The organism is Dyadobacter sp. SG02 (assembly GCF_900109045.1).
Taxonomy (GTDB): Bacteria; Bacteroidota; Bacteroidia; order Cytophagales; family Spirosomataceae; genus Dyadobacter.
Window position 1 is genome coordinate 219394 of record NZ_FNYL01000015.1, and the last position, 26818, is coordinate 246211.

16 protein-coding genes and 1 rRNA gene are annotated in these 26818 nt (G+C 52.7%); 6 read left to right on the top strand and 11 right to left on the bottom strand.

Annotated features, from left to right (window positions below):
* Positions 1–40 precede the first annotated feature (40 nt).
* From BMW93_RS28970 to BMW93_RS28980, 3 genes are all read right to left on the bottom strand, one after another.
* The gene (locus BMW93_RS28970) at positions 41–1498 is read right to left on the bottom strand and encodes a RagB/SusD family nutrient uptake outer membrane protein (protein WP_090384766.1); all 1458 of its coding nucleotides are present in this window, start codon (positions 1496–1498) and stop codon (positions 41–43) included.
* 18 nt (positions 1499–1516) lie between these two features.
* Positions 1517–4762: a TonB-dependent receptor gene (locus tag BMW93_RS28975; protein ID WP_090384768.1), complete on the bottom strand. Its 3246-nt coding sequence runs from the start codon at positions 4760–4762 to the stop codon at positions 1517–1519.
* A gap of 156 nt (positions 4763–4918) precedes the next feature.
* Complete coding sequence (locus tag BMW93_RS28980) at positions 4919–5797, bottom strand: DUF1684 domain-containing protein (protein ID WP_090384770.1); 879 nt, start codon at positions 5795–5797, stop codon at positions 4919–4921.
* 263 nt (positions 5798–6060) lie between these two features.
* Between BMW93_RS28980 and BMW93_RS28985 the strand changes: the two genes are divergently transcribed.
* From BMW93_RS28985 to BMW93_RS29000, 4 genes are all read left to right on the top strand, one after another.
* Positions 6061–6909, top strand: a complete 849-nt coding sequence (locus tag BMW93_RS28985) for a helix-turn-helix transcriptional regulator (RefSeq protein ID WP_090384772.1) — start codon at positions 6061–6063, stop codon at positions 6907–6909.
* A gap of 82 nt (positions 6910–6991) precedes the next feature.
* On the top strand, positions 6992–8329 hold the full coding sequence (locus BMW93_RS28990; RefSeq protein ID WP_090384774.1) for an amidohydrolase family protein: 1338 nt from the start codon (positions 6992–6994) through the stop codon (positions 8327–8329).
* A gap of 335 nt (positions 8330–8664) precedes the next feature.
* Positions 8665–9993 (top strand): DUF6055 domain-containing protein, encoded by a 1329-nt coding sequence (locus tag BMW93_RS28995; protein ID WP_090384776.1) that lies wholly within the window; start codon positions 8665–8667, stop codon positions 9991–9993.
* Positions 9994–10068: 75 nt separating this feature from the next.
* Positions 10069–11229, top strand: coding sequence for a dipeptidase (locus BMW93_RS29000; RefSeq protein WP_090384779.1), 1161 nt, complete (start codon positions 10069–10071; stop codon positions 11227–11229).
* Between the two features lie 22 nt (positions 11230–11251).
* On the opposite strand, the gene BMW93_RS29005 is transcribed toward BMW93_RS29000, so the two are convergent.
* The 6 genes from BMW93_RS29005 to BMW93_RS29030 all read right to left on the bottom strand — a co-directional run bounded on the left by BMW93_RS29005 (position 11252) and on the right by BMW93_RS29030 (position 20688).
* Positions 11252–12934: a 2,6-beta-D-fructofuranosidase gene (locus BMW93_RS29005; protein WP_229240946.1), complete on the bottom strand. Its 1683-nt coding sequence runs from the start codon at positions 12932–12934 to the stop codon at positions 11252–11254.
* A gap of 46 nt (positions 12935–12980) precedes the next feature.
* On the bottom strand, positions 12981–14453 hold the full coding sequence (locus BMW93_RS29010) for a DUF1501 domain-containing protein (protein ID WP_090384781.1): 1473 nt from the start codon (positions 14451–14453) through the stop codon (positions 12981–12983).
* A 7-nt stretch (positions 14454–14460) separates the two neighbouring features.
* The gene (locus BMW93_RS29015) at positions 14461–17757 is read right to left on the bottom strand and encodes a DUF1553 domain-containing protein (protein ID WP_090384783.1); all 3297 of its coding nucleotides are present in this window, start codon (positions 17755–17757) and stop codon (positions 14461–14463) included.
* Positions 17758–17874: 117 nt separating this feature from the next.
* Positions 17875–18873 (bottom strand): hypothetical protein, encoded by a 999-nt coding sequence (locus tag BMW93_RS29020; protein WP_090384785.1) that lies wholly within the window; start codon positions 18871–18873, stop codon positions 17875–17877.
* Positions 18874–18991: 118 nt separating this feature from the next.
* Positions 18992–19582, bottom strand: coding sequence for an HD family hydrolase (locus BMW93_RS29025; protein WP_090384786.1), 591 nt, complete (start codon positions 19580–19582; stop codon positions 18992–18994).
* Between the two features lie 116 nt (positions 19583–19698).
* Positions 19699–20688 (bottom strand): hypothetical protein, encoded by a 990-nt coding sequence (locus tag BMW93_RS29030; protein WP_090384789.1) that lies wholly within the window; start codon positions 20686–20688, stop codon positions 19699–19701.
* A 370-nt stretch (positions 20689–21058) separates the two neighbouring features.
* Here BMW93_RS29030 and BMW93_RS29035 point away from each other — a divergent pair, with 370 nt between their 5' ends.
* Positions 21059–21670 carry a hypothetical protein gene (locus BMW93_RS29035; RefSeq protein ID WP_090384791.1) on the top strand — a complete coding sequence of 204 codons (612 nt, stop codon included), beginning with the start codon at positions 21059–21061 and terminating at the stop codon, positions 21668–21670.
* A 54-nt stretch (positions 21671–21724) separates the two neighbouring features.
* The gene (locus BMW93_RS29040; RefSeq protein WP_090384794.1) at positions 21725–25279 is read left to right on the top strand and encodes a carboxypeptidase-like regulatory domain-containing protein; all 3555 of its coding nucleotides are present in this window, start codon (positions 21725–21727) and stop codon (positions 25277–25279) included.
* Here the strand turns inward: BMW93_RS29040 and BMW93_RS29045 are convergent.
* Both BMW93_RS29045 and rrf read right to left on the bottom strand, forming a co-directional pair.
* Positions 25273–26286: an ankyrin repeat domain-containing protein gene (locus BMW93_RS29045; RefSeq protein ID WP_090384797.1), complete on the bottom strand. Its 1014-nt coding sequence runs from the start codon at positions 26284–26286 to the stop codon at positions 25273–25275. The two genes, BMW93_RS29040 and BMW93_RS29045, sit on opposite strands and share 7 nt — an antisense overlap.
* Positions 26287–26496: 210 nt before the next feature.
* Positions 26497–26608 (bottom strand): 5S ribosomal RNA (gene rrf / locus BMW93_RS29050).
* Between the last annotated feature and the right edge of the window lie 210 nt (positions 26609–26818).

Consider the following 26818-nt stretch of genomic DNA (forward strand, 5'->3'; position numbering starts at 1 on the left):
ATTCGGAATTATACCACCGGGCGGGACTGTCGGAGCCAATTTAGTCTAGCAACAGCTTGTTGGTGATGATTTCAGTGTTGGGCAACGGGAATACATAGTTGGTTTGCGATGAAACCACTTCGGGCGCCACTAACCCGTTGCCTGATTTGGCTGGGAATGGGGCCAGGTTGCGCAGGATGTCGATGGAGCGGAGGCCTTCGCCGAGCAGTTCTATCCGGCGTTCTTTCAGGATCGTTGCTACCAATGCTTGCTGCGTGCCGGTTGCTTCTTTCGGGAATTGGTAGCTGGCATCCGAGCGGGTGCGGACGGCTTTGAGCAATGCGGTGGCCGTAGCGAGGTCACCGGTACGGGCTGCGGCTTCGGCGTAGTTCAGCAATATTTCCGAATAGCGGAGAATGGGCAGGTAATCCAGGAACGGCGATGGTTTGGCATATTTGGTGAGGAACTGCACACCCGATGCCGTGCGCGCGAACGTACGCCGGAGGTCGGTTGTGCGCCATTCGGGTTCGCCCCAGATGCCCGTCGGGTTGAGGTTGTATTCCGAGTTCGCATTGATCACGTACGGGAAAGATGTCTGCCCGGTCACGTTATCGAGTTCGGTCATCGGGACGGAGAGGATCGATTCGGTGCTGGTGTAATTGGTTGTAAAAATTTCAATAATGTTGCCTAGCTGATGTTTCACGCCGGCGGTCGCCGCAAACGGTGGTACGGTGGAAACGATCTTTTTCGCTTCTTCGATCACCTTGTCATACTTGCCGCTGTTGAGGTACACCCTCGTTTTCAATGCGATGGCGGTGTTGCGGTGCGCGCGGGTGGTGTTGAGTAATGCGGTCGTGTAATTCAAAGGCAGGTCGGCCTCGGCTTCGTCCAGGTCTTTGATGATCTGTGCGTAAACCTCGGCGACGGTGCTGCGTTTCAGGTCGTTATTGTCGGTCGTCGTTTCCGCTTGCAGGCGCAGCGGCAGGCCCTTGGATGCGCCCTGGTCCTCGTTGTAAGGCCTCGCATAGGCGGTCACGAGCGCGAAGTAGCTCAATGCCCGTACGAATTTCGCCTCGGCCGCATATTGCTTCGCGAGCGCGTCGCTCACGACGCCCGGGTGCTCGCCAATGCCTTTGGTGAGGATATTGGCATTATTGATAGTCTCAAAACCGGACGCCCAGAAGCCCGCGATGAAGTTAGAGCTCGCATTCAGCGTATGGTTCCACGCTTCGAAAGCGGTAAATGTGTTGCTTGTGCGGTTGATGAACTCCTCGCCCCGCACTTCGGAGTAGGTGTAATAGTTGCCGCCGTAGAAGTTACCCCCTTTAGCAGATTTATAAATACCATTCACCAACCCGAGCACGCGTTCCGGCGTTTCGAATGCATTCGCCCCGGTAATAGAAGTTTCGGGAACGGGATGGAGCAGCGTGTCGGAATCGCAAGACGGCAACACCCATGCAAATGCCATAGAAAAGCCCCAGCCGATCCATTTACGGCCTGTTTGATTGAATATCTTCATGATTGAAATACCTGATAATTAGAAACTAAGATTTACACCGAGTGTGAAAGTCCGCGCCTGCCCTACCGAGTTCTTTTCAATACCCGGCGTGGTGTTGGAATTACCGTTCACGGACGATTCCGGGTCGGTACCATTGTAGCCCGTCAGCAGGAAGAGGTTCGATCCCTGCGCATAAATGCGCACCGGCCCGATGCCGGAGTTGCCAAATGCCGACGCGGGCAGGCGGTAGCCGAGCGAAAGATTTTGCAGACGCAGGAAATCGGCTTTTTCGGCATTGGTAGATACCGGGAATGACGAGCCGCTGGAAAGCTGATCGTTGTAAACCAGCCTCGGAATGTCGGTAATGTCGCCCGTTTTCTGCCAGCGTTTCAGGATTTCGGTCGAGTTGTTGTAGGCACGCTGGTCGAGCAAGGTGGCGCGGGTACCGTTCATGACGTAGTTGCCGCCCGCGAAGGTTAAGTTCACCGAAGCATCGAATGCGCCATATTTGAATGTGTTGGAAAATCCCCCGTACCATTTCGGTAGCGCGTCGCCGATGAGGTAATAGTCGGCACCGGTAATGGCGGCCGCTTTGGAGCCGTCGAGGTACGTCCAGTTGCTCTCGCCCGGACCGACGATCTGGCTGTATTGTACCTTCTCTCCTTTGGCATTGATAAATATCCGACGACCGTTTTCAGGATTCACACCGGCTGTTTTAGCCCCATACAAGCTCCCCACCGAATGCCCGACGCGCGTCACGTTGGTGGTTTCGTAGGCTACGTGCGTAGTACCTACAATGTCGGTATTGCCGTCCGAAAGTCCCGTTACCTTGTTCTTCAACTTCGTAAAATTGACCGACGCATTCCATGAAAACTCGCCCGAGCGGATGATGTTCGCCGAAATGCCCAGTTCCACGCCGCGGTTGAACATTGCACCTACATTGCGCAGGATCGAGTTACCCGGGATACCTTTTGAAATAGCCTGCGGAGCGCTGAGGATAAGGCCGTCGACATTGTTGTCAAAATACGTCACATCCACCTGAATGCGGTCGTCGAGCAGGCCGAGGTCCGCGCCGATGTTGGTCTGGCGGCTCGTTTCCCAACCCAGGTCGGAGTTACCCGCTTGCGAGATCGCCCAGGTGGGCGAGCTGCCGTACAATCCGCCGCTGTACAGTTCCAGCGAACCGAATGCATTGCTGATATTACCATTTCCGACACGTCCCCAGCTGGCGCGCAGCTTCACCGAGCTCAGTACTGAGGCCAGTTTCAGGTTTTTGTAAAACGCTTCTTCCGACAACGCCCAGCCCCCGGAAATACCGCCGAAATTCCCGTATTTCTTATCAAAACCCAATGCAGAGTTACCGTCGCGGCGGAAATTGACCGTCACAAAATACTTCTTCGCGAGGTCGTAGCTCACCCGCGAGAAATAGGAGAGATAAGCGCGCTCGTCGAGCTCATTGCCCGAGCTGGTAATCGAGCCCCAGTTGCCCTGGTAATTCTCGAAAAACGGATCGGCACCCTGCGAGCGCGACGCGCCCCAGGCCGAGTTATTGAATTTCTGCACATCATATCCCGCAAGCACCGACACCGAATGCTTGCCGAATGTGGGCGTGAAGGTCAGGGTGTTGGTCCAGTTCCAGTTGTCGCGCAGCGCCGACACGTTCACGGCATTGCCTTTGGTGGAATAGCCGTTGCCTTGCAATGCGCTGTCAAAGGTTTTGGTCTCGGTACGGAGCCTGTCGATGGCATAGCTGGTGCGGAATTGCAGGTTTTTCAGGAGCTGCGCCGTCGCGGCGAAGCTACCGATAATGCGGTCGTTGGCCGAGGTGTAATGGTTCTTGTCCAACTGCGCCACCGGATTACCCCAGTTGCTCACCACCTGGTTGTTACCCATTCCGATCGTGTTCGGGCTGGCCGTACTGATGTTGTACGAACCATCCGGATTATAGGCAGGCACATTGGGCGGCAATGCAATGGCTAATCGTGCCAGGCCCACGAGAAAGAAGTTCGAGCCCGGCAACGACCCGGCGTACGGCGACGCATTGTTGGTAGAGTTGTACGAAACACTTCCGTTCAGTTTTAACCAGCGGTTTACCTCCTGATCAATATTAAAACGCGCCGATTTCCGGTCGAACTCGTTCGCACGCAGGAAACCGTTCTGCTTACTGTAATTGGCTGAAAAATAATAATTAGTGCTTTGCGTACCGCCCGAAACGCTCAGGTTATGGTTCTGTGAAACGCCGGTGCGGTAAATGTAGTCGTACCAGCGTGTGTCGATCGGAGTGCCATCTGGGTTGGTATTTTGGAAAAACAATGCGGAAGGTACTTTGTCATTATGCTCGTTTCCTCCTAAAATCTTGGCATTCAGCACCGCCTCGTTCTTGATGGCGATGTACTGCTCGGCATTCAGAAGCTCGGGAAGTCGCGTCACTTCCGACACCCCCGCCCAGGATTCGAGGTTGATCCTCGGCTTGCCGGTCTTGCCTCTTTTAGTGGTAATTAAAAGCACACCCGCAGCCGCACGGGAGCCGTAAATGGACGTCGAAGCGGCATCTTTCAGCACATCGATCGACTCGATATCCGCCGGGTTAATGTCGCCCAACGGATTATTCGGTACCGCCGTGCTCGTCGAAACATTACCTGTGTTGATCGGAATACCATCCACGACCACCAACGGGTAGGAACTCAGTGAAATGGAGTTGATGCCCCGTATACGGATCACCGGCGGGTTATTGAGCACGCCGTTCGGTTGGGAAATACTCACCCCCGCCGCACGCCCCGCGAGCGCCTGGTCGAAACTCTGGATCGGCTGCTCCTTAATGGCCTCGCCCTTCAAACGGACCGCCGAACCCGTAAATTCCGACTTCGTCTGCGTACCATAACCCACCACCACGAGCTCGCTGAGCTGGCGTGTATCGGCGCTCAGTTCCACGGCGATCTGCGTCTGCCCGCCCACGGGTTTTTCAATGGACGCATAACCAATGAAAGATATCACCAAAGTGGCATTTTCCGGGGCAATGAGCTGGTATTTACCATCCTGGTCGGTGATAGTACCATTCGAAGAGCCCTTCACGATCACCGAAACGCCCGGCAACGGCTGGCCCGATTCCCTGTCGCGGATCACACCCGAGACCGGCTTGTCCGCACGCACCAGCACCGACGCCAATGACCGGGCGGCATAAGTCTGCTCCGGCGTCGCCAGCCCGAGCATCAGCGCTGCCAATGCGATCCGGCCGGCAGTACCGTATTGATCTATACGTAAATTCGTAAAGTAAGGTTTTATCATGTTTAATGAGGTTTAAATGCGTTTGGGAGTGAAAAAAGGCACGAATAGGCAGCAGCGACCTGCCCGGGTACCCCGCGTCAAGCAGGGTGCCCGGTGAAGGTCAGTACAGAGGAATTGGGACAGGAAAGTCTGAAAAATTCGGAGCGGAATCGCGGATTAGTGGTCGCCGTAGCGCTTCTCACCTGCTACGACGGCAAGCGTGAGCTTGTTCTGCTTTGGTGGCAGCGGACAGGTGGCATAAGGGGAGAATGCACAGGGCGGATTGATGGCTTTGTTGAAATCCAGCCATGCGGTGCCGTCGGCCTCGACGGACGAATACAGGAAGCGGCCGGAGCCGTAAGTTTCGTGCTTGTTGGTCTGGTCGGCGAAGATGATAAACAGGCTTTCGGGCTTGCCCACGGCATCGAGGTTATATTCCTTGCCATCGACCGTGAAAACCAGCTTGCCGGGCGATACCTGGTCGTCGGTGCGGCCGGTAATGTCGGTAATAGATACTTTGCGTCCCTGCGTAGGCACGAAACGTGCTTTTACCCGCCATTTTTCCTGCACGGGATACCTTTCAATTCCTGAAAAACCTTTCAGGTACTCGCCTTCCAGGTCGCGCAGGCGGATCGCATACTTCTCGCCGCGCTTGATCACAAACCACCGCAATGGTCCGTGTTTGAGGGTAACCGGCTTGCCGTCATCAAAAATAGCGAGCTCCGTCACCGGCTCGTCTCCATTGAAAATCTGCGCGTCAGGCTTGGCTTTCAGTGTTACTTTGTCCTTTTCAAGCAAAAACTCGCCTAAAAACGGGTTGCTTTTGCCTTCGGGGAACAAAATGTCATTCTTTTCGTCACTGCCAAAAGTGTTGCTCCCCTCTTTGAGCCAGAACAGCCCGGCCAGGTTCAGCCAGCCTGACTCCGCTTTCAGGCTTTCGACGCGTTTCTCGTGCCAGTCGCGGATCTGCTCTTCGTAAGTATTGTCGGTTACAGCAAATGCGGACAGCACCCACGCCGCCGCCAGCCCCAGTAGTTGATAAACGTACCTTTTCATATTCAGGTGTTAGTTAAATGAATACATGCTCGTTCACGCGCCCTGTGCAAGCTTGATGCTGCTCAGGTACATGAGAAATCGCGATTTGGTGGTGGCTGGTGCACAAAATTAATTAAACTATTTAGTCTACCAATTTAATAGTTTAATATTTTAAAAAATTTTATTTTGAAATACACACTGATCTGTACCGCCTGCAAATCCGGCCTTTGACCTTACAATAAGAACCGGGAACCCCCTTGCGGCATTTTTTGTACTTTCATCTTATGAATACGAAAACGGCGTTCCCTACTCTTGGCATCGATGCATTCGACTCTTCGGCGGAGTCGGGGTACAAGCTTTTGCGCCATGAGCTGGATGGGAAGGCCCGGATCGAGAAGCCGCACAAGCATGATTTCTTCATGCTTTTTGTCGTGCGGAAAGGGCGCGGGACGCATTCGATCGACTTTGTGGATTACGAAGTGGCTGATCGTCAGGTGCATTTGCTGTTTCCCGGACAGGTGCATCGCTGGGAACTCGACGAGGGCACGACAGGGTTTCAGCTGATGGTCGGGCGGCGGGCTTTCGAGACCTCTTCCAACTTTTTAAGGCTTTCGTTTATATCCTACCGGAACCACCCGGTGATCGATCTGCCACATACGGTTTTCGAGGCATTGTGTTACGAGCTCGAAGCTTTGGAAGGCGAGCTGGGCACTGCGGTGGTGGATTGGGATATGGTACAACTGCGGAGCCGGGTGGCCTTGCAGCTGGTGAGCCGCGAGGCCGAACGCATTTACGAGGATATCGGTGCGTATCGCGCCAATCCGATCCTTTTCAAATACCATGCGCTGGTGGACACGCATTTCAAATCCCACAAAACCGTGGCATTCTACGCCGACCAGCTCAACATTTCACCCAATTACCTTAATATTCTCTGTAAAAGGCATTTGCACGTCCCGGCCACATTCCTGATCCATAATCGCATCGGCCTGGAATCGAAGCGTTTGTTGCTGATTTCGGGGCAATCGGCGAAAGAGATCGCTTTCGAACTCGGGTTCAGTGATCTTCCTCATTTTTCCAACTTCTTCAAGGCCCAGACAGGCCTGTCGCCCCGTGCATTTCGTAATGCGTTATAAATCCTGCAAGTTTTAGCATAAATAGCGCATCGTTTCAGACGGCTATCGGGGTTAATTTTGCAAAAACCTTAATCCCAGGCACATGGAATCCATTTCCCGCAAAACATTCATTCAGAGTTCAGGCTTGCTGCTGGCCGGCGAAATACTGGTCAAAAAACCGGGTGCGTTCGCCACCGGCGCGGCGCAACAGACTGAAACAGGCCGCAAGCCGGTAAAGAAATGGGTACTGAAAAATGTGCGGCTGGAAACGGGTTTTGTATATGAGGACGGCGAGGTAATCGCGACCGAAACAGGCCTTTTCAACGTGGAGATCGAGGATGGAAAAATCAAGGCCGTGCTTCCCAACGATCCGAAAGCCGACGCAACCGACGCCAAAGGCCAGCTCATGCTCCCGGCGTTCAGGGATATGCACATTCATTTGGATAAAACATTTTACGGAGGGCCATGGAAAGCGCGGCTCGCAAAAAACCGTTCGGTGAAGGATATGATCGCATTCGAGCAAAAAACTTTGCCCGAACTGCTGAAAACATCGACTTACCGCGCTGAGAAGATCATTGAACTGCTGCAATCGAAGGGTACCAATTTTGCGCGAAGCCACGTCAATATCGAGCCGACGTCGAGGCTGGATTCGCTGAAAAACCTGCAAAAAGCGATTGAAAACAAAAAAGATTCCTTCGGAACGGAGCTGGTAGCATTTCCGCAGCACGGGGTTTTCTATTCGCATTCCGAGCAATTGATGAAAGAAGCCGCCGCGATGGATATCGACTTCATCGGCGGCCTGGACCCCAATGCAATCGACGGGAGCGTGGAAAAACAGATCGATTTTATCGTCCAACTCGCGCTCGATCATGGGAAAGGCATCGATATCCACCTGCACGAAGGCGGCGAGCCGGGTTTGAAAACGGTGGAATACCTGACCCAAAAAGTAGTCGAAAACCCGGCGCTGGCCGGCAAAACATTCCTCAGCCATTGCTTCGTACTCGCAAAACTGGAAAAACCGAAACTGGAAGAAACCGCCGAAAAACTCGCGCACGCACGGGTAGGCGTAATTTCGACTGTCCCTTTCGGCAGTACCATTATGCCTATTCCTACCCTCTACCGCCACGGCGTGACCGTCATGACGGGGAACGATAGCATTGTGGATCACTGGAATACATTCGGCTCGGGAAGCGTGTTGCAGAAAGCAAACCTGATGGCACAGCTTTACGGCCAGTCGACGGAACTGGATTTATCGCGTTGCCTCAAACTGGCGACCTGCGGTATTGTACCGCTCGATGACAAAGGAAAACAGCAATGGCCCAAGGCCGGTGACGAGGCAAGTGTTGTGTTGGTAGAGGCGAGTTGCTCGGCCGAGGCTGTTGCCCGTATTTCGCCCGTAAAGGCGCTCGTGCATCGCGGGAATGTCGTTTATCGGAATTAGGTCATTTGTGGTCAGGTGTGGTCAAGTGTGGTCAGGTATGGTCAGGCGTGGTCAAGAGTGGTCAAGAGTGGTCAGGTATGGTCAGGTGTTGTCAAGTGTGGTGAAGGAGTTTAATGACCATATCTGACTATTCCTGACCATATCTGACTATTCCTGACCATACCTGACTATTCCTGACCATACCTGACCAAACCTGACTACGCCTGACCATACCTGACATTACTGGATATTAACCACTCCGTTACCATTTTTAGCAGGATCGGCGCAAGATCGGGCAAGTGTATTTCAAAGGATATATTTTGCAATATCATCCTGAATCCCAAGCTAAACCGGTCATGAAACGCCACCTTCTCCTGACATTTGCATTTATTGGAATACTGCTGTTCCTAACACATTCACGCAGCGTCGCGCAGACCAAAGAACTCTACATTCCCGCCAAAGCCATGCGGGTGCCGGACGGCAACGATTACAACAGCGAAGAAAGCGAGTTCAGCTACAAACGGATGGTGCAATCGGACAATATCGCGATCTTTTGGCATAAAGAGTTTGGTCAAGACCCGATGACGAACCCGGATTCCACCCGGCGTTTCGACGTGCAGAAGGCATTGCGCGAATGTGAGCGGTTTTATGATTATTATGTCAATGATCTGAAAATTGTTCAAAAAGGCAAGTCGCTTACCGACCAATACAAGATGATCCTCTACGTGATCGGCGGCAAGGAGCAGACCGCTTTCGGCGGGGGCGTCGAGAACAAGATCGGTATACTTTGGACGCCGGCGGTGCGGATGTCGAAAGCGCCTTACGGGGCCCTCGCGCATGAGCTCGGGCACGCGTTCCAGTACATGTCGCGCTCGGACGCGAAGACGGGCCCGCGTGGGCCGGTCATGGAAATGTCGGCCCAGTATATGCTGTGGCAGGTGTATCCCGAGTGGATGACTTTCGAGAACTACCACTTCGTGAGCTACCTCAAAAAGACGCATTTTGCATTCCTGCATCCGCAGAACATGTACCACTCGCCGTATGTGCTCGAATACTGGTCGGAGAAACACGGCAAGGAGTTTTTTGGCACGTTATGCCGCTCCACACAGGAAGGCGAAGACCCCGTAACGACCTACAAAAGGCTCAATAACCTCAGCCAGGAGGCATTCAACGACGAGATGTTCGAAGCGGCCAGCCGATTTATGACCTGGGACCTGAAAAGGGTCGAAAAAGTGGCGGCGCCTTATGCCGACAAACATTCCACCAAACTCACCGCCATTGGAAATGGCTGGTACCAGGTCGATTCGTCGAATGCGCCGCAAAACTACGGGTACAATGGCATTCAGCTCGCCGTTCCGGCGAAGGGCGCAACGGTAACCGTCGATTTCGAAGGCATTGCGGGCGCGAAAGGATACAGCGATGTAAAAACCGACAAAGCAGGCTGGCGTTATGGTTTTGTAGCGCATACCAAAGATGGTAAGCGCGTTTACGGGAAAGTCTCGCGCGAAGCGAAGGGCAAGGCGACATTCAAGTTACCCAAAGACACGCAATACCTCTGGTTCGTGGTGAGCGGTGCGCCTGCCGAGCATTGGCCGGTTGCATTCGGGCGGCAGGCGGCCCAGCAGAAGGAAGAGCAGTGGCCGTACCGGATCAAGCTGACGGGTGCAACGCTGGCTGAAAAGTAGCGCCCTGCAACGAATTGATATTGGTAAACGTACTGCCCTTGAATAATCAGGCCGCGGCCAATATCTATACCCGATATGCAAAGCATTTTCCAGTCCTACTCCAGAAGACAATTTCTCACGACAGCCGCCGGCGCAAGCGGCGCATTCCTGCTACATCCCCTTTTTGCCAGACAAACAGAGGACATTGACCCGCGCATTGCGGCCATTGTCGCAAAAACCATCGGTATCGACACTCATAACCACATCGATGTACCGCTTAACGCCCCGGAGCTACCGGGACCGGCCATCGACCTCGCCGGTGAATTGAAGAACTCGGGACTGACTGCCGTTTGCATGACATTTGCCGTCGATTACCAGAAACTCGTCAATCCCGGTGATGCCTACAACCGGTTTGTCAGCGGCCTGGACGCGATGGATAAGGCATTGAAGGACAATAAAATCAAACGTGCTTTCAACCTTTCGGACCTTAAAATTGCACGCCAAAAACATCATCCGACCGTCATTCAGTCGGTAGAAGGAGCGCATTTCCTGGAAGGGAAACTCGACAGGCTTGCGGGCGCGTACGAGCGCGGGCTGCGCCACCTGGGTTTGTTGCACGACAACGACGCCTCTGTACCGCTGGGCGATATTTATACCAAAACTCCGCAATGGGGTGGCCTGACGGCCTTCGGCGCCGATGTGATCCGGGAATGCAACAGGCAGGGTATTCTTGTAGACCTTGCCCATGCAAGTAACGCCACCATCGATGCGGCGCTCAAAGTGGCGACCAAACCCGTCCTCATTTCCCACACCGGCCTCGATACCCAACCCGGCCAAAATGAACGAATGGCCCAAATGATGAAACCGAGGCTGATCAGCAAAGAACAGTCGAAGATCGTTGCCGACGCAGGCGGAGTGATAGGGGTATGGACGCATCTTGCGGAGACTCCGATCGAATTTGCGGCCAATGTGCGGGCGCTCGTCGAGATTATCGGCGCGGACCACGTCGCCATTGGCACGGATACCAAGCTGACCCCGGCATACCGGTCGCCGAATGCACCCAATCGCGGTGCTGGCGGGCAAGCGCAGCAGGGCGTCCGCGCGGGCGAGCGCACGAACTTCGCCTGGGCCGATCAGAAAACAGGCTTTTACTATACCGTTGTGGAAGCTTTGCTCAAAGCGGGTTTTAATGAACAGGAAATAGGCAAAATCGGCGGCGGGAATTATTGCCGGCTGTTCGACGCGGCTACTGCGTGAGTACCCTTTGTGATAAAGCGCCCTATTTCCAGATGGATTCCGAGGTGTAAATTTCCAGGTTCTTCACCTCAATGCGGTTACCCCAGAAATTGAGCACGTCTTTCGCGTCCGAAGCCGGTTTGCGTTGCAGTGAATAGGAATAGGCACCATGATCGATAAATACCTCGACGGTTGTGCGGTCTACATAAATATCCGCGGTGATTTCCATGCTGGTCATATCCTCGGGCGAATAGAACACGCCGTTGACGAGGTTGGAATTCATGTCGTAATCCAGTATCCGCTGGCCGAAGAGCGAGAGTCCGGCGCTGGTGGCGTGCGAGAGTTTGAGGGTCGTTTTAATGCGAAACTGATCGGGCGATGGTAGCGATTTCAGTTTCGCATTGGCCTCCTCGGCCGGCAGTGCCGACCATTGCCCTACTCTTTTGAAAAGCGGTTCGGTTTCTTTCACCGGTTTGCTGGTCAGTCGCAGGCCGTTTTTAGTAGTCCGGAGCTGCAATTCGGTAGGAAGCAGCATCATACCATTGAACGGCATACCCGCATGTGATACCCGGCCCCAGCCGATTTGAATGCGGCGCGGGTCGGTTTCGGGCATATTGGTGAAAGTCTGCGCGGCGTAAATGCTGCCGGTTGTATAGTAATGCTTGCCTGATTCCGGTTTGAAGGTTTTTCCATCAAATGAACCGATCATATAGCTGGCCGAAGCACCGTACATCACCCATTTGGTTTTGCTTTTATCGCCGTCTATGGGCAGTTCGAACAGGTCGGGGCATTCCCAGAAGCCGGTCAGATGGCTTTGGAATTGCCATTCTTTCAGGTTTTGGGAGGTATAAATAGAATGGCCGTCGCGCTCGTTGAGCACCATGACCCAATGCTTGCCGGGCTTGTACCAGAACACCCGCGGGTCGCGCGTGTCTTTGCTGTTCCATTTGGCTTTCGAGTCGATCAGCGGGTTTTTGCCGTATTTGGTCCAGGTACGGCCTTTGTCGAGGCTGTATGCCATGCATTGCACCTGCTTTTCAGGGTTATCAACCGTGAAGAAGGCGACCATAGCGGGTGCATTTCCTTTGTTGAAACCGGCGGTATTCTCATAATCGATGACGGTCGAGCCAGAGAACATCGTACCCATTTCATCGGGCATCAGCGCCGTCGGCAGCTCCTGCCAGTGCACCATATCCTTGCTCACGGCATGTCCCCACGACATATTTTCCCATTCGCATTCGTAGGGGTTATGCTGGTAAAAAAGATGGTATTCACCTTCGTAGAAAATCATCCCGTTCGGATCGTTGATCCAGCCGCGACGGGTGGTGAAATGGTATTGCGGGCGGTTCCGCTCGCGGTATACCGAGTCCTCGCCTGAGAAACGATCGTCCTGGAATATCTTCGTAAGGCCATCCTGCTTGCCGTCGTAGCTGATGGAGACGGTTTTCCCCTGTAATGCGGTAACATCGCAAAACACCCAGTAATCGGGCTTACCCGATGCGAGCCGTATTTTGAACGACCGTTCCGGTTTACCATTCACATTGAAATGCATTACCGCCCGGTCGTCGCTTTGGGATACGGGCAGGTTCAGGTACCGTTTGGAAATGGTAATGGAAGTATTTTGTGCAAAAAGCAACTGGCTCCCGCACGCACATGCGAACGCGAGGGCAATGGATCTGAGTTTCGGTTTCATCGGAATGTAAGTAGTCACCTCAATGAAGCACATTTCCCATGAATTTTACTTGACAAAACCCAAAGCCCTTCCCCGGCCGCTAGGCGATCAAACCCTGGATAACCTTGCCGTGCACATCGGTAAGCCGGTACCGTCGCCCCTGATGTTTGAATATCAGCTTCTCGTGATCCAACCCGAAAAGATGCAGCAATGTCGCCTGGAAATCATGCACATGCACACCGTCTTTCACAACATTGTAACTGAATTCGTCAGTTTCGCCGTAGACCTGGCCGGTTTTAATGCCGCCGCCTGTCATCCACATCGAAAAACAGCCCGGGTGGTGGTCGCGGCCGTAATTATCGGCCGTAAGTTTGCCCTGCGAAAAACTGGTGCGACCAAATTCGCCGCCCCAGACCACAAGCGTATCTTCGAGTAACCCGCGCTGTTTGAGGTCCTTCACCAATGCAGCCGACGCCTGATCGACGTCCCTGGCCTGTTTGGCGATGTTTTTAGGTAAATCGCCATGCTGGTCCCACCCCATGTGGTAGAGCTGGATAAATTTCACATCGCGCTCGGCCATACGCCGCGCGAGCAGGCAATTGGCCGCGAAACTGCCCGGCCTACGGGCATCTTCCCCGTACATTTTGTAAATATATTCCGGCTCGTCGGAGGTATTCAGCGCGTCGGGCACGGACGTCTGCATCTTATACGCCATTTCGTACTGGCTGATCTTCGACTGTATTTCCGGATCGCCCCAGAGCGTATACTGGTGCTCGTTCAGTTCCTTAATGCGGTCCAATGCGCGGCGGCGGTCTTCCTTGTGCACGCCGTACGGGTTTTGCAGGTAAAGTACCGGATCTTTCCCCGCCCGGAGCTGCACGCCCTGGTGGTGCGACGCCAGAAAGCCATTGGCCCACGCAGCCGTGCTCAATGGCTGATCACCGCTTACACCCTTGGAAATCAATACCATAAAATGCGGCAGGTTCTGATTATCGGAGCCGAGCCCATAGCTCAGCCACGAGCCCATCGACGGACGACCACTTTGCTGCGAGCCGGTTTGCACGAACATGACCGCCGGCTCATGGTTGATCGCCTCCGTAAATACCGACTTCACAATGCACAGATCGTCGACGATACCCGCCGTGTAAGGCAAAAGTTCGCTCACCCACGCGCCCGACTGCCCGTATTGTTTGAAATCATAGATCGATTTGACCAATGGAAAAGTCGACTGCCCGGCCACCATCCCCGAGTTCCGCTGCGTCGATTTGATTGAATCCGGGATTTCCTGGCCATGCCATTTGGCTAATGCAGGCTTGTAATCGAATGTTTCCAGCTGCGAAGGGCCGCCGCTTTGGAACAGGTAAATGATGCGCTTCGCTTTCGGTGAAAAATGCGGCCCGCGGATGAACGGCGCTACCGCCGATTCCGCATTCGCTGCCTCCCGTGCACGCGCACCGGGCGAGGTACCAGCCTGCAAAATGCTCGAAAGCGCGATGGAACCGAAGCCGAGACCTGCCTTGGTAAGAAAATCCCGCCGGTTGAGTTGTGTCAATACCTTTTTCAAATCTTCCATAATCCTGTCATTTACGGGTATGTCCCTCGTCGGTATTCATGATCGAACCGGATACGGTTGCCAATGCGGCTATTTCCTCCGGCGGCAGCGTCGAGTCCCACTTGCGCTCGCCTGTACGCAGGTATTCGAGCGCCTGCGCGGGTCGCGCGCGGAAGCGTTTGAGCTCGTCCGTGTAAAATTCCGCGAGAATTTTCTGCTCCGTCCGGTCGGGCCGACGCCCGGTTATCATCCTGAATGCGAGTCCCGTCGCATTTGATCCATTCGTTTTACATTCGTGCAAAACCTTCTCGGCCAATGCCCTCGCCGCTTCCACATACTGCGGGTCGTTGAGCAGTACCAATGCCTGCAACGGCGTGCTGGTAGAGCGGCGTTTGGCCACGCATTCACCACGTTCGGGCGCGTCGAAGATCAGCATCGAAGGCGGCGGGGAGGTTCGCTTCCAGATCGTGTAGAGACTTCTGCGGTATAGCCCCTCGCCGGGTTCCTGCTGGTATTTGTAACGCCATACCTTGTCGCTCAGCTCGTCCCAGAGACCGGCCGGCTGGTAGGGATAAACACTTTTACCGCCAATTTTGTCAACCAGCAAACCACTGATAAATAGCGAATTATCCCGTATCATTTCCGCAGTAAAACGGAAGCGCGCACCTCTTGCAAGCAGTGTGTTATCCGGGTCTTTTTCAAGCAGTTGCGGGGTCGTTTTGGACGTCTGCCGGTAGGTTGCCGACAGCATGATGAGCTTGTGCAGCCTTTTGATATTCCAACCGGATTCCATAAAATCGACGGCCAGCCAGTCGAGCAGCTCGGGATGCGACGGCAGGTTACCCTGGTTACCAAAATCTGCGGAAGAGCGCACAATGCCGTTGCCGAAATGCATTTGCCAGATACGATTCACGAACACCCGTGCTGTGAGCGGGTTGTCTTTATCGAAAAGCCAGCGCGCGAGGCCCAGCCTGTTTTGCGGAAATTTCCCATCGAAAGGCATTACGGCATCCAGCGCACCCGGTGTTACCTGCTTCCCGGGCGCATTGTACGCACCGCGCGTGAGGAGGTAAGTCGGGCGTGGTTTCGGGAGATCACCCATCACCATCAGTTCAGGGATATTATTGATGAGCTTATTCTGCTCGTCCATCCGGGTTTTCAGGCTATCGCGCAGCATTTTTGTTTTTGCATTGAAATGCGCATTGTAAAAATCCTTCACCATCGTGTGCTGATCATCCGAAACCTGTTTTTTCAGTATTTCAGCAGCTTTTTTCGGGTTATGGTTATACAAAGCTTCCAGGGCCGTCAACGCTTTGTCATAGATTTTCAACTCATCGATCCCGCCGTCTTTAAACGGAATGAGCAGGTTACGCTGCCCGACCATAAATCCCTGGAAACCATAGGTATGAATATCTTTTTCATACAAAATGCCTTTGTAGAGGTTATCGACGTCGACAGCCGTTTTCGCCAGCTCGCCATTGACGTAAATCTTCGCCCCTGCGGCTTTGCTGGTACCGTCGTAGGTGACGGTAACCTTCGTCCACGCCTTCACGGGCACGGGCGCGAGGGTGCTCACCTGGATGGCGTTCTGCGGGTAGGAATGCGCGATGATAAACTGTAACTTATTGTCGGCCAGACGCAGCGAGTAGCCCTTATAGCCGAGCCGCAGGTCCTCGCAATGGTAGAATATACCGGCGTCGGGGTAGACGGTATTCGGGTTGATCCACAACTCGACCGAAAAAGGCTCGGTGCGTTCGTGCCAGCCGATATTGTTTCCGAGTTTGACCGAATTGTAATCCGAAACGAAATAGGCATTGCCCTTCACGCCGGGTTTCAGGATGATCTCATTGCATTGTGCCAGCTGTTTTGCGTTGAGCGCATTAGGCATGACGGTCTTGCCGTCGCCCGTTTTGGCCGCTTTGTCGAAGGGATAATAAGCGACCAGGCCTTCACGGGTTTTCTGATCGAGCAACCTTTCGGACAATGCCCGGGTATACAGCCACTTTTGCAGGTCTTGTTCAGAATTGTCTTGGCTACTGGCTAGCTGGTTGCTCAATCCGGTGATCTTCCGGTCGAAGAACCGGAGCATTTCCTCGTTTTCCTTCGTCGTCAGCAGCAATGCGGGGCCAGGCGTTTGGTCGGGACCGTAAACCGGGCTGCCGGTTTCGTTGGTACTGTTGAAAAGCCCGAACATTTTGTAATAGGCCTCCTGGCTGATCGGGTCGTATTTGTGGTCGTGGCAGCGGGCGCATTGTACGGAAAGACCGAGAATGCCCTGCCCGAGCGTTTGTACGCGGTCGGCATTGTATTCCACGCGGTACTCTTCGAAAACGATACCGGCTTCGGAGCTCTTCTTGTGCAGCCGGTTGAATGCCGTAGCGAGAATGGTTTCTTTGGTCTTACCGGGCACCAGATCACCCGCCAACTGCATGGTAACGAACCGGTTGTAAGGAATATTCCGATTAAAAGCACTGATCACCCAGTCGCGCCAGGGCGAGAAATCGCGGTGTTTATCGTCGAGGTAGCCATCGCTGTCGGCGTAGCGCGAAACGTCCATCCATTCGCTGGCCATGCGCTCGCCGTAAGCTGGCGATTGCAACAGACGGTCGATCAGCTTTGCATAGGCATCGGAGGATTTGTCGGCCACGAATGCGTCGATATCGGCGAGTGAAGGCGGCAAGCCGGTGAGGTCGAAACTTGCCCGGCGGATGAGGTCCTCACGGCTGGCTTCGGGGGAGGGCGACAATTTTTCCTTTTCCAGCCTGGCCAGAATGAACTTGTCGATCGGCGTGTACGCCCAGTTTTCCCGCTCAGGTTCAGGAAGTTCCGGTTTTTCGGGTTTGATGAACGACCAATGCGGCTTGTATTTGGCGCCCTGCTCGATCCAGCGCGTTAGTACCGCTATTTCTTTGATAGTTAATGTGAGATTGGAGGCAGGCGGCGGCATTTTCACATCCGGGTCGTGCGAGATGAGCCGGTTGTACACTTCGCTGGCAGCCAGGTCGCCGGGTACCACCGCGTGACGCAACCCTCCCTGCTGTTTGTTTGCATTCTTCAATGCTTTATAGGCACCTTCTTCGGTATCGAGCCGCAAGCCGCCCTTTTGCTTTTTGGCGTCGGGTCCGTGGCAGGCGAAGCATTTGTCCGACAGAATGGGTTTGACATCGTAGTTAAAATCCAGTTCCCCGGGTATTTCCTTCAATGCCAGTTCCAGCTCTTCCGGCTTTTCCGCGCCGCAGCGGACCAGTAGCAGCACGCCCACGCAGGCCGCGGCAGCCCATTTTACCCACTTCAAAAAAGCAAACCTCTTCGCTCGTGCTTTCATGGATTTCCTGTCTTAACACACCTCTCGGATGTTAAAAGCCGGAACACCCTATTTCTTAGTCATTTATTGCAATTAAAGTTTTTAATTCAATTTTTCCGATATCACCGCAGGGCTACTTTATTTCCTTTGCAGCACCCACACATCCCCCTTCCAGACCGGATCGGCGCCGGTGTGCTTGCCGCTGAAAATCCATACCTGATCCCGGAATACGACGCTGTTGCCCCCGCTGCGGACGCTCCACGGCGCATGTTCGGCGTGACGGAACCAGTCCTTGCCGTCCGCCGAAAACCAGACGTCGTTCAATGCACCTTTGTGGTGGTCGGGATTGAGGTCGCGGCCGCCAAATACCCACAGCCTGCCGTCGAATGCGTGCACGCCCATATCGAAGCGCTTCTTCCAGCCGGCTTCGGCCGTGAGCTGCGTCCAGTTCTTGCCATCGGCCGAACGCCACACATCGGCCATTCCCTGCGCGCCTACCATGTAAAGCGTGTCGCGCAGTACCACCATTTGCGGCGAGTCGCGCGGCGACCAGGGCGCCCGGGCTACTTCCTGCGTCCATTTCAGACCGTCGGCCGACGACCATACGTCATTTTTCATTTCCAGCGATTCGAAATCCCGCGAGATCCGGGAAGTACCGCCAAAGAGCCACAATTTGTTTTTAAACACAACCAATGCGTGCCCTTTTCGTGGCCCCCATGCTCCGTTGCCTGCCTTCTGCCATTCGGAACCATCGCCGGAACTCCATATTTCATTCGTCAGTTCGCGCTCCTGGTAACGCATTCCCCCTGTCTGCCAGAGCTTGTCTTTGAAATAAATCCCTGAAATGTAGATGCGTTCGCCCCAGTCGTTCTTGGCGTGGCGTGTCCACGTAACACCGTCAGACGACGACCAGGCCGCTTTTTGCCCGGCCATCCAAAGTTTACCGCCAAATGCCACGTGTGGCACGAGGCCCATCGGGTAGGTACCGGATTTCCATTCGTACTGGTGCGTGCCGCTTCCTGCCGGGAGCAGTTCTTTCCACGCATAGGCGGGCTTTAACGGCGCGGGCTCGCGTGTGAAGCAGGCCAATATCGATATCAGGAAGGTGATTATCAGCCAATTTCTCGTCGTTTTCATAGCATTGCTTTTTAGGTGATAAGCAAAGGAAATGAAATGCCTGCTTCCCGAAAAATAATGTAGATGAACCGCTGAAAATGTAGACCAAGGAAGGTCCCGCCGAGCCGGGTGTACCGGTTTACTTTTCCAGGATCCCCTTTTCGACGCTTTCGTTGATCAACCCTTCGGCAAAAGCCCAAAGCGTCTCCGATCCGTCTTTGATCACCTTTTTCTTTTCGTAAACCTTCTCGTATTTCACCCCGAATTCCTTCCAGGTACCGCCGTTGTTGGAGCTGTTTTGAAGGAGTGGTTCCAGGCGGTCCATAGATCTCGCAAATTTGGCTTCGCTCGTCTCCCCTGCCTCGAATTCCTCCCAAACGGCGATCAGTTCGGCAGCCTGTTCCGCGGGTAACAGCCCGAAAATCCGGTTTGCTGCGAGGCGCTCGTCGTCTGTATTAGTATGACTTTTCTGGGTATCGTAGATGAACGTATCGCCGGCGTCGATCTCGACGATATCGTGTATGAGCACCATTTTCACAACTTTAAGCACATCGACCGGAACATTGGAATGCCCGGCCAGCACGATGGCCATGACCGCGAGGTGCCAGCTGTGCTCCGCGTCGTTTTCGTTCCGGTCGCTGTTGAAGAGCCTGGTTTTTCTTTGAATGTATTTGAGCTTGTCTATTTCTTTTACAAACTCGATCTGTTTCAGAATGTTATTTAAATCCATTGCCTCTTGCCTTATAGTTTCAGATGGCAAAATTACGAGGCATTCCACTAAAAACGAGTAAAAATGCGGAAACTTCCGTTGCATTTTTACTTCACCAGGGTGTCCGGAAATGTTACTTATTTCCCCGTCAGTTTGACTTTCACTTTAATCAAAGTGTTCCTGATCCGGTGTTTGGTTTTAATGGTTTGCTTCTCCAACTTCAACGCGAGAGGCACGTCTTTCGGGATTAAATTATTGGCTAACAAATAGGATTTCGCCGCCGCCTCAGAAGATTTATAAAGTTCGAATTCGGTATCGGCGCGGTGCCCGCTTCCATTATTGGAAAACGGCGCATGCTGCATGTGCGGCTCGAATGGGAAGTTGATGAACTTATAACCCCGGTTATACATCGAATGGAACCAGATCGCGCCCCAGTCCGTACCATGCCAACCACCGCCGAATGGCAGGATATCCCCCGTCGGAACGACATTTTGCCTGTAAACCGGAACGTTGACCAGGCACGCGTATTCATTCAGCCGGCATTCCGGCAAGGGGTGTATGACTCCGCTGTCTATTAATTTGTAATGTATCGCAGCACGTGGCGGTTTGTAGGTATCCACCAATTCTTTGAGCTCTTCTTTCGTCGGAACATAGTTTTCAAACCGGTTACCATCGCAAAGCTTGGCAAAAAATGCAGGACAATTCCAGCATTGGCCCACCAGCCCTATTCCGGCAATCGTCTCATTTTGCGTTTTCATCAACATTTTTCCCAACAAATCGTCTTCATAAAGACAGTCATTGTGTGAAAGAAATAAAAACTCCTTGTCCGACTTTTCAAGCGCGTACTGATATTTCAGGCCATAACGCTTTTCAGGATCTGAAAGCCACGATTCATCCGGATTACCGGAATAATAAAAATACTGGGGATAGACGTATTCGATGGGCAATCCTTTGAGGTAAAATTTCAGCAAAGGGATGACGTCATACTGGTAATACGGCTGTATTTTTTCGATAACCAGATAAATCTTGTTAATGTGCCGGGATGAATGTTTCCAAAGTGTCAGAAGGGTAACGGCAGTGTGATACGGTTTCCCGTAGTAGTTAATACAAACATCAATTTGGTTCATGCAAGCGGATTTTTATTGTCCATCCGAAACGATGGAATGCCATGGTGCGAGGAGCGCCCTCCGGCACAAAGTAACAACTTTGAGCCGGATTTATGCGGGGGCGTGACTTGTAAATTGCGGGAGAGTTGCAGAGTTTAGTCTAGAAAATAAAATATAATTATCTTATAATCAGAAACATAACCATTTAATAGCAAATGAGGTCTTACGAAAAAAAGTAGCACGCTGAATTAATCTCACCACGAGCATTTGTCGGAGGGCCGCCGGATAACCCGGCGGCCCTTCTGCTTTTCCATTCAATCAAAAGTAGAAGTAGATTGACAAGACCGGTACTTTATGGAATTGAATTAAACCACAAACCGCTCAGTCACATATGACAACCTTCACAATCAATTTTGTTAATAACTCCGACTCATCAGGCAGTTTTTGTGTATTTCAGCAAAATCACAACAGCCCGAACCCGAGCGTTTTTCCGCTCGCGTGGCGCGTGGAAAAAGCGGCCGCGCATTCGCAGCTAGCCATATCATGGAACATGGATCTCTATTTCTTCTGGGGTAAAACAGGCCCGTTAAAGCCCGGGGTTGTTTTTAATGCAGGAGAAAATTCCCCCACCAGCATGACCGAAGACAATCAAATCACGCTCACCAAGGAAGCCGGTAATTACAAATTCGTCAATAAGAAGAACTGGTACGAGCACGGCTCTCTAAACATCATGTCCGACCATACCACTGCGATCAACCAGGCCAGCGTAGGTATAGGCTTGTCGGGTGCAGTCGCTTTTGCCGTGCAGGCGCAGCCTAATATGAATTTCCTGTTTGCTCCCCGTTTTGACTACTGGATAACTTTCGCCGATATCGAACAAGGCCAGGTACTGAACCCGTCGGATTTAAATGCGGTAAAAATTGAGTTTCCCTATGGTATTTTCTCAATGAATGCTACGCTGAATGCGGATGGTACCTGGGCGATTACGCCGGGGCTGGATTGAGGCCATAGTTATATTTTCTTACCCGGATTCTTTTAAAAGAGTAACTTACATACTATGCGTTGCTCTTTTTTTGTTGCCTTGATAACGGTCCTTCTACTTACAAGCACGTCCCTGCTCAGCTATGGGCAAAAGACGGCAACACTCACCGGCCAGGTGACAGACGCCGCAACGGGAAAGGCCATGCCCTTTGCCAATGTGTATGTGAATGGCACGACCAATGGGGCTGTTACCGATGAAAAAGGGGCCTACACACTTACCGGCATTTCACCTGGGACGGTTGAAATTGCCGTTTCCTTTGTGGGGTATCTGTCTGTGTCTCAAAAGATCCGGTTTGATGATGCTTCGGCACAGAAAGCCAATTTTCAGCTGCAACCCAATGTGCAAATGCTCGATGCGGTAACCGTGCGGGGTAATCCGAAGAGCTGGGAACGGCATCTGCGTCAGTTCAAAAAGCAACTTTTTGGTGAACCGTTCGGTGGGCAATGTGAGCTGGTAAACAGCGAAGTCCTCAATTTCAACGAAGTAAAAGGCCATCTGTATGCCACCGCGGATGCCCCGCTGATCATCGATAACCAGGCGCTGGGTTACCGTTTGATTTATGCCCTGCAACATTTCGATGCCACCGGGGCAAAAGTTTATTCAGCCGGGACTGCCCGTTTTGAAGAACTTAAACCAGAAAACGAGCGGCAGGCTGAACGCTTTCGGCGCAACCGGCTCGCGGCCTATAAGGGATCGACACGGCATTTACTGGCCAGCATGGTCAACAATACATTCGAGCAGGCCGGTTTTCTGGTTTATCAGGAAGATGCCACCAAGTCCGTGCCATTGGAACGCCGCTTGATTACGCTCTCGGCGGCAATCAGTGAATACAAGCGCCTGGTCCCTGTGAAGGCGTCTGCATTGATTCAACCCGGCCGGTTGGCAACCGAACGCCGACTGGTTTCGCCTCGGAAACTGGTCGTTTTTTACACCAAAGCAACGTCGACTTTCTCGCCCTATCCCGATGCCCGTTATGCGTATACGGAAATAAGACTGCCCAGCGGCCAGATGCAAATGACGGCCGATGGAGTTGTTACAATCCCCGAAGGTATGGAGACGCAAGGCTCGATGGGCGATGACCGGCTATCGACAATGCTGCCGGTCGACTGGAAACCCGAAGGCAATGAAAAAGAGGAGCTTTTAAATGATCCATTGGCTACGCAGGGGAAACTCGCGCCACCCGATAGCTACACAGAAAGCATTAGCACAGCTTTCAACGAGCGGTTCAAATTTCTTTCACCTACATTGTTTTTACACATTGATAAGGCCGTGTATGCTACCGGCGACCGGCTCTGGATGAGCACCTATTTACTCGACGCGGTTACTCACGAGCGAATCGGCGGAGAAACAGTTATGCAAGTCGACCTGCTTACGCCAGCGGGGAAAGTCGTGCAACATCAGTGGGTAAAGGTCGGCGACGGACGTGGCCAGGGCAATTTTCGCTTATCCGATACCCTGAGCACAGGAATGTACCGCTTACGCGCCTATACCGACGAAGACGATACGAACCGGCGCCCGGCCTTCGAGCGTTCTGTGGCCATTTATAACCTGTTTCGCGGCGATTTATCTGTTGAAAGTGATTCTTCCTCTAACCCGTTGGATATCCGGATTTTCCCCGAGGGCGGTCGCTGGATTGCCGGATTGCCAGCTCGGTTGGGCGTAAAAATTGTGCAGCCTAATAGTCATGGATTGCTCCTAGAAGGACGAATTGTCGATGACCTGGGAGCCGAAATAGTCCGTTTCAAAACTAACCCGCAGGGCATGACAAGTATCTCAATGCAGCCAAACGCTACGCGGACCTACTACGCCGATGTGGTGTACAAGAACCAGTTACAGCATATCCCTTTGCCTAAGCCCGAAACAGAAGGACTGACGCTTTCATCCGATGTTCTCAGCGACACAACCCGTCTGGCTTTAACAATTACGAGTAGCAGCCGGACAGCAACCGACTCCGTATATATTCTGATCCAGCAACGCGGCCGAATAGTTGACCAGCGGAAGATTTTTTTGCAGAATGGGACGGCAAAAATAAGTTTGCCCGTAACAAGCTGGTCACCAGGCATTGCGCAAATCACCCTTTACGATGCCACGGCCAGACCGCAAGCGGAACGATTGGTGTTTATACCGGAATTTAAGGCACCGGTGCGTGTGGCGCTCGGATTGAATAAAAGCCGGTATCAGCCTCGCGAGCAGGTGATCATGAGCGTCAACCTGGAAAATAACGGATCACCGGCATCGGCCGCTTTGTCGGCGTCGATTACCGATGCGGGGAAAGTGCCCGGTGATACCATCGAAGCAAATTTGCAAACGCATTTACTGCTGACAGGAGAACTTCGGGGACAAGTAGAAAACCCGAACTATTACGTCACAAAGCAGACTGCTGAAACCCGCCGGGCCCTGGACGACCTCCTTATGACGCAAGGCTGGCGGCGGGTAAGCGGCATGCCGGGTGCCGAACTGGCCAGCGGTTTATCATTCAATGGCCGTATTTTGAATGCGAAGAATCAGCCGATACCCGGTGCGCAGATTACCGTGGCATCGACAGCTGCCGGGCAATCGTTCGTAAAATCGGCAAGTGCCGACCAGCAGGGGCGTTTCAGGCTGCCGGGGCTGGCAGTTACAGACACTGTTCAGTTAATGGTTCAAATCGCAGATGCCAAATCAAGACATATCTCTCCCTCCGAAGTTTTCGTGATACGGGAAAGCCCTAGTAAGCTATGGGAGACCGGTAAAATACCTGCGACGCGAAGCTGGTCGGTGTTGCGCCCTCAACTGGAAGCTGCCAAAAGCCGGCAGGAAGCAAACGCCGACCTCTACCGGGATAAAACAGCGAAACAGCTAAACGAAGTCACGGTGAAAGCGAGAAAACCGGATGAAAGGCCAGAGGATGTTCAGATGCGTAGCTTGCACGATCAGGCCGATGCAGTAGCGGTATTCGATGAAAAGTCTCCGTTGTATGCAAACCTCTACGAAATGGTCAGGGGACGGTTCGCGGGCGTAACCGTCTCCCAAACTTCCGGAACACCGAAAACGCCCCCGGGATACATGGTAAACGTTCGCGGCGCAAGCAGTTTCAAGAGTGGCACTCAACCCTTATTTCTTTTGGACGGCGTGGCCATTCAGGATCCGGACGGGGTCGCATTGCTGGCCTTCAATGCAAGGGACATTGAGCGCATAGAACTTCTGAAAAATGCTGGTACGGTTGGCATTTATGGCGTTCTCGGTGGGAACGGCGTGATCGCTTTTTTCTCTAAAAGCGCACGATCTATGCAGGGAAATACGACACCACAGTCGAGAACGAAGCCGGTTCAATTCATTGGTTTCCCCTCGGTGCAACGCGAATTTTATGTGCCGCGTTACGATTTGGAAGCATCCTCCGGTAGCGCGCCACTCCCCGTCGACGACCGGGACGTTTTATACTGGAAACCACTCATGCAAACCGACAGCAAGGGCCATAGCCAGCTACGGTTTCCGCTGTCGGACAAAGTGCGGACTTTACGGGTAGAGATACAAGGTGTTACCGCCGATGGCCGTCCGGTCTATGGTACTGAGTTAATCCAGGTTCAATGAGGGGCATACCCGGAGTTTTCCACGATCTTCAAAACCACACCGAAGTCTGCCGACATGGTCACTTTTTCTTCGATCGCCTTCTTCTCGATGCCTTTAACGATACTTGAAAAGCTCACGCCGTCAGGCCGCTTGTAGGTGTAGTCCGCGTGGACTTCTTCGATCAGGTAGCGGACCATCCGCCAGCTGTCAGCCCAACGTTCACTCGTTCCCGCGTTATTGGCAGCATACATCAGGAGCGTGTTGCCGTCGGCATTTTTGAGATTGACCTCCGCGCCTCTTTGTATTAACAACGTGGCGATGTCGTTTTCCTCCTTAGTCCGTCCGATTGCCTCGAAAATCAAAGGACCCGCACTGACAAAGCCATGCGTATTGGGATCAGCACCGGCGTTGAGTAACAGCGAGATCATATCCATCGGCAGGCGCCGGATCCCTTCGGGAAGCGCAGGTGTGGGATCGGAACCCTCCTGGATCAGCAGCTTGATAATGGCCGTATTCGCTTCCTCCTGAAAAGTCGGAGCCGGGTTGCTGCGCAGACGAATTGCAAATTGAAGGTAATTTAACCTGTCGCCACCCGACTCGGGGACACCCGGGATATTCAGGTCTTTACCATGAATAAGCTGTCTCACAGATTCCAGATCGCCTTTCTCAATCGCTTCCGCGACTGTTCTTTGAGCTTTGTCTTTGTAATAAAATTCCGCCATGGTTTGCTTCTGCCTGAATTTGGGCAGGTAGTTGCTGATCATAAAAGAAAGTAGGATTATCAGCGGCAACAATGCAAAGAAACCGGAAACGATCAGGCTAAAAGTAGACTTACCGAAATATAAAGGAAGCGCCCCCAGCAAAATGACAGCCGCGGCCGCAATGAATAGCACGACCATCCAGCCCGATTCCATTGTGCTCACATTGCGGTTGGTTGTGCCGAGTAAAAAAGCAATTGCCGCCACGACCAGTGCAGCCAGGTTAAGACTAATGACAGTCCATAAAATTTTGGTAATCAAAGGGTGCATAAGTTCCGGGATTTGTCTGGTGCAAATTTAACTACCGGGCAAACTGACATCCTAACCGTACGATTATACGTGAGGTGTATCTTTCATGATAGTGCGTGTAAAAAATGAATCCCGGAAATGGGGCGGCCTTGCTTGATAGAGATGAGTACCGGTACTCGCCTAAAACGCAAAAAAGCCTCCTTTTGGGGGGAGGCTTTCTGTGTTTAATAATTGTGGCGACTACCTACTTTACCAGGTTTGAACCAAGTATCATCGGCGGTCCGGGGCTTAACTTCTCTGTTCGGGATGGGAAGAGGTGAACACCCGGCCAATAGTCACCAACAAGCTCTTTGAGTTATCAATGATTGAATGATTGAATTTTGAATGATTGAATAATACTTTATTCGGTCATTGTCACATTCGGTCGTTGACTTTCATGTCATATTGGAAGTAGAAGAGATGAAGGATAAAGATTAAATGTGCAAGCTGTTGGGTAATTAGTACTGCTCAGCTGAGTGTATTTCGACACGTATACCTGCAGCCTATCAACGTC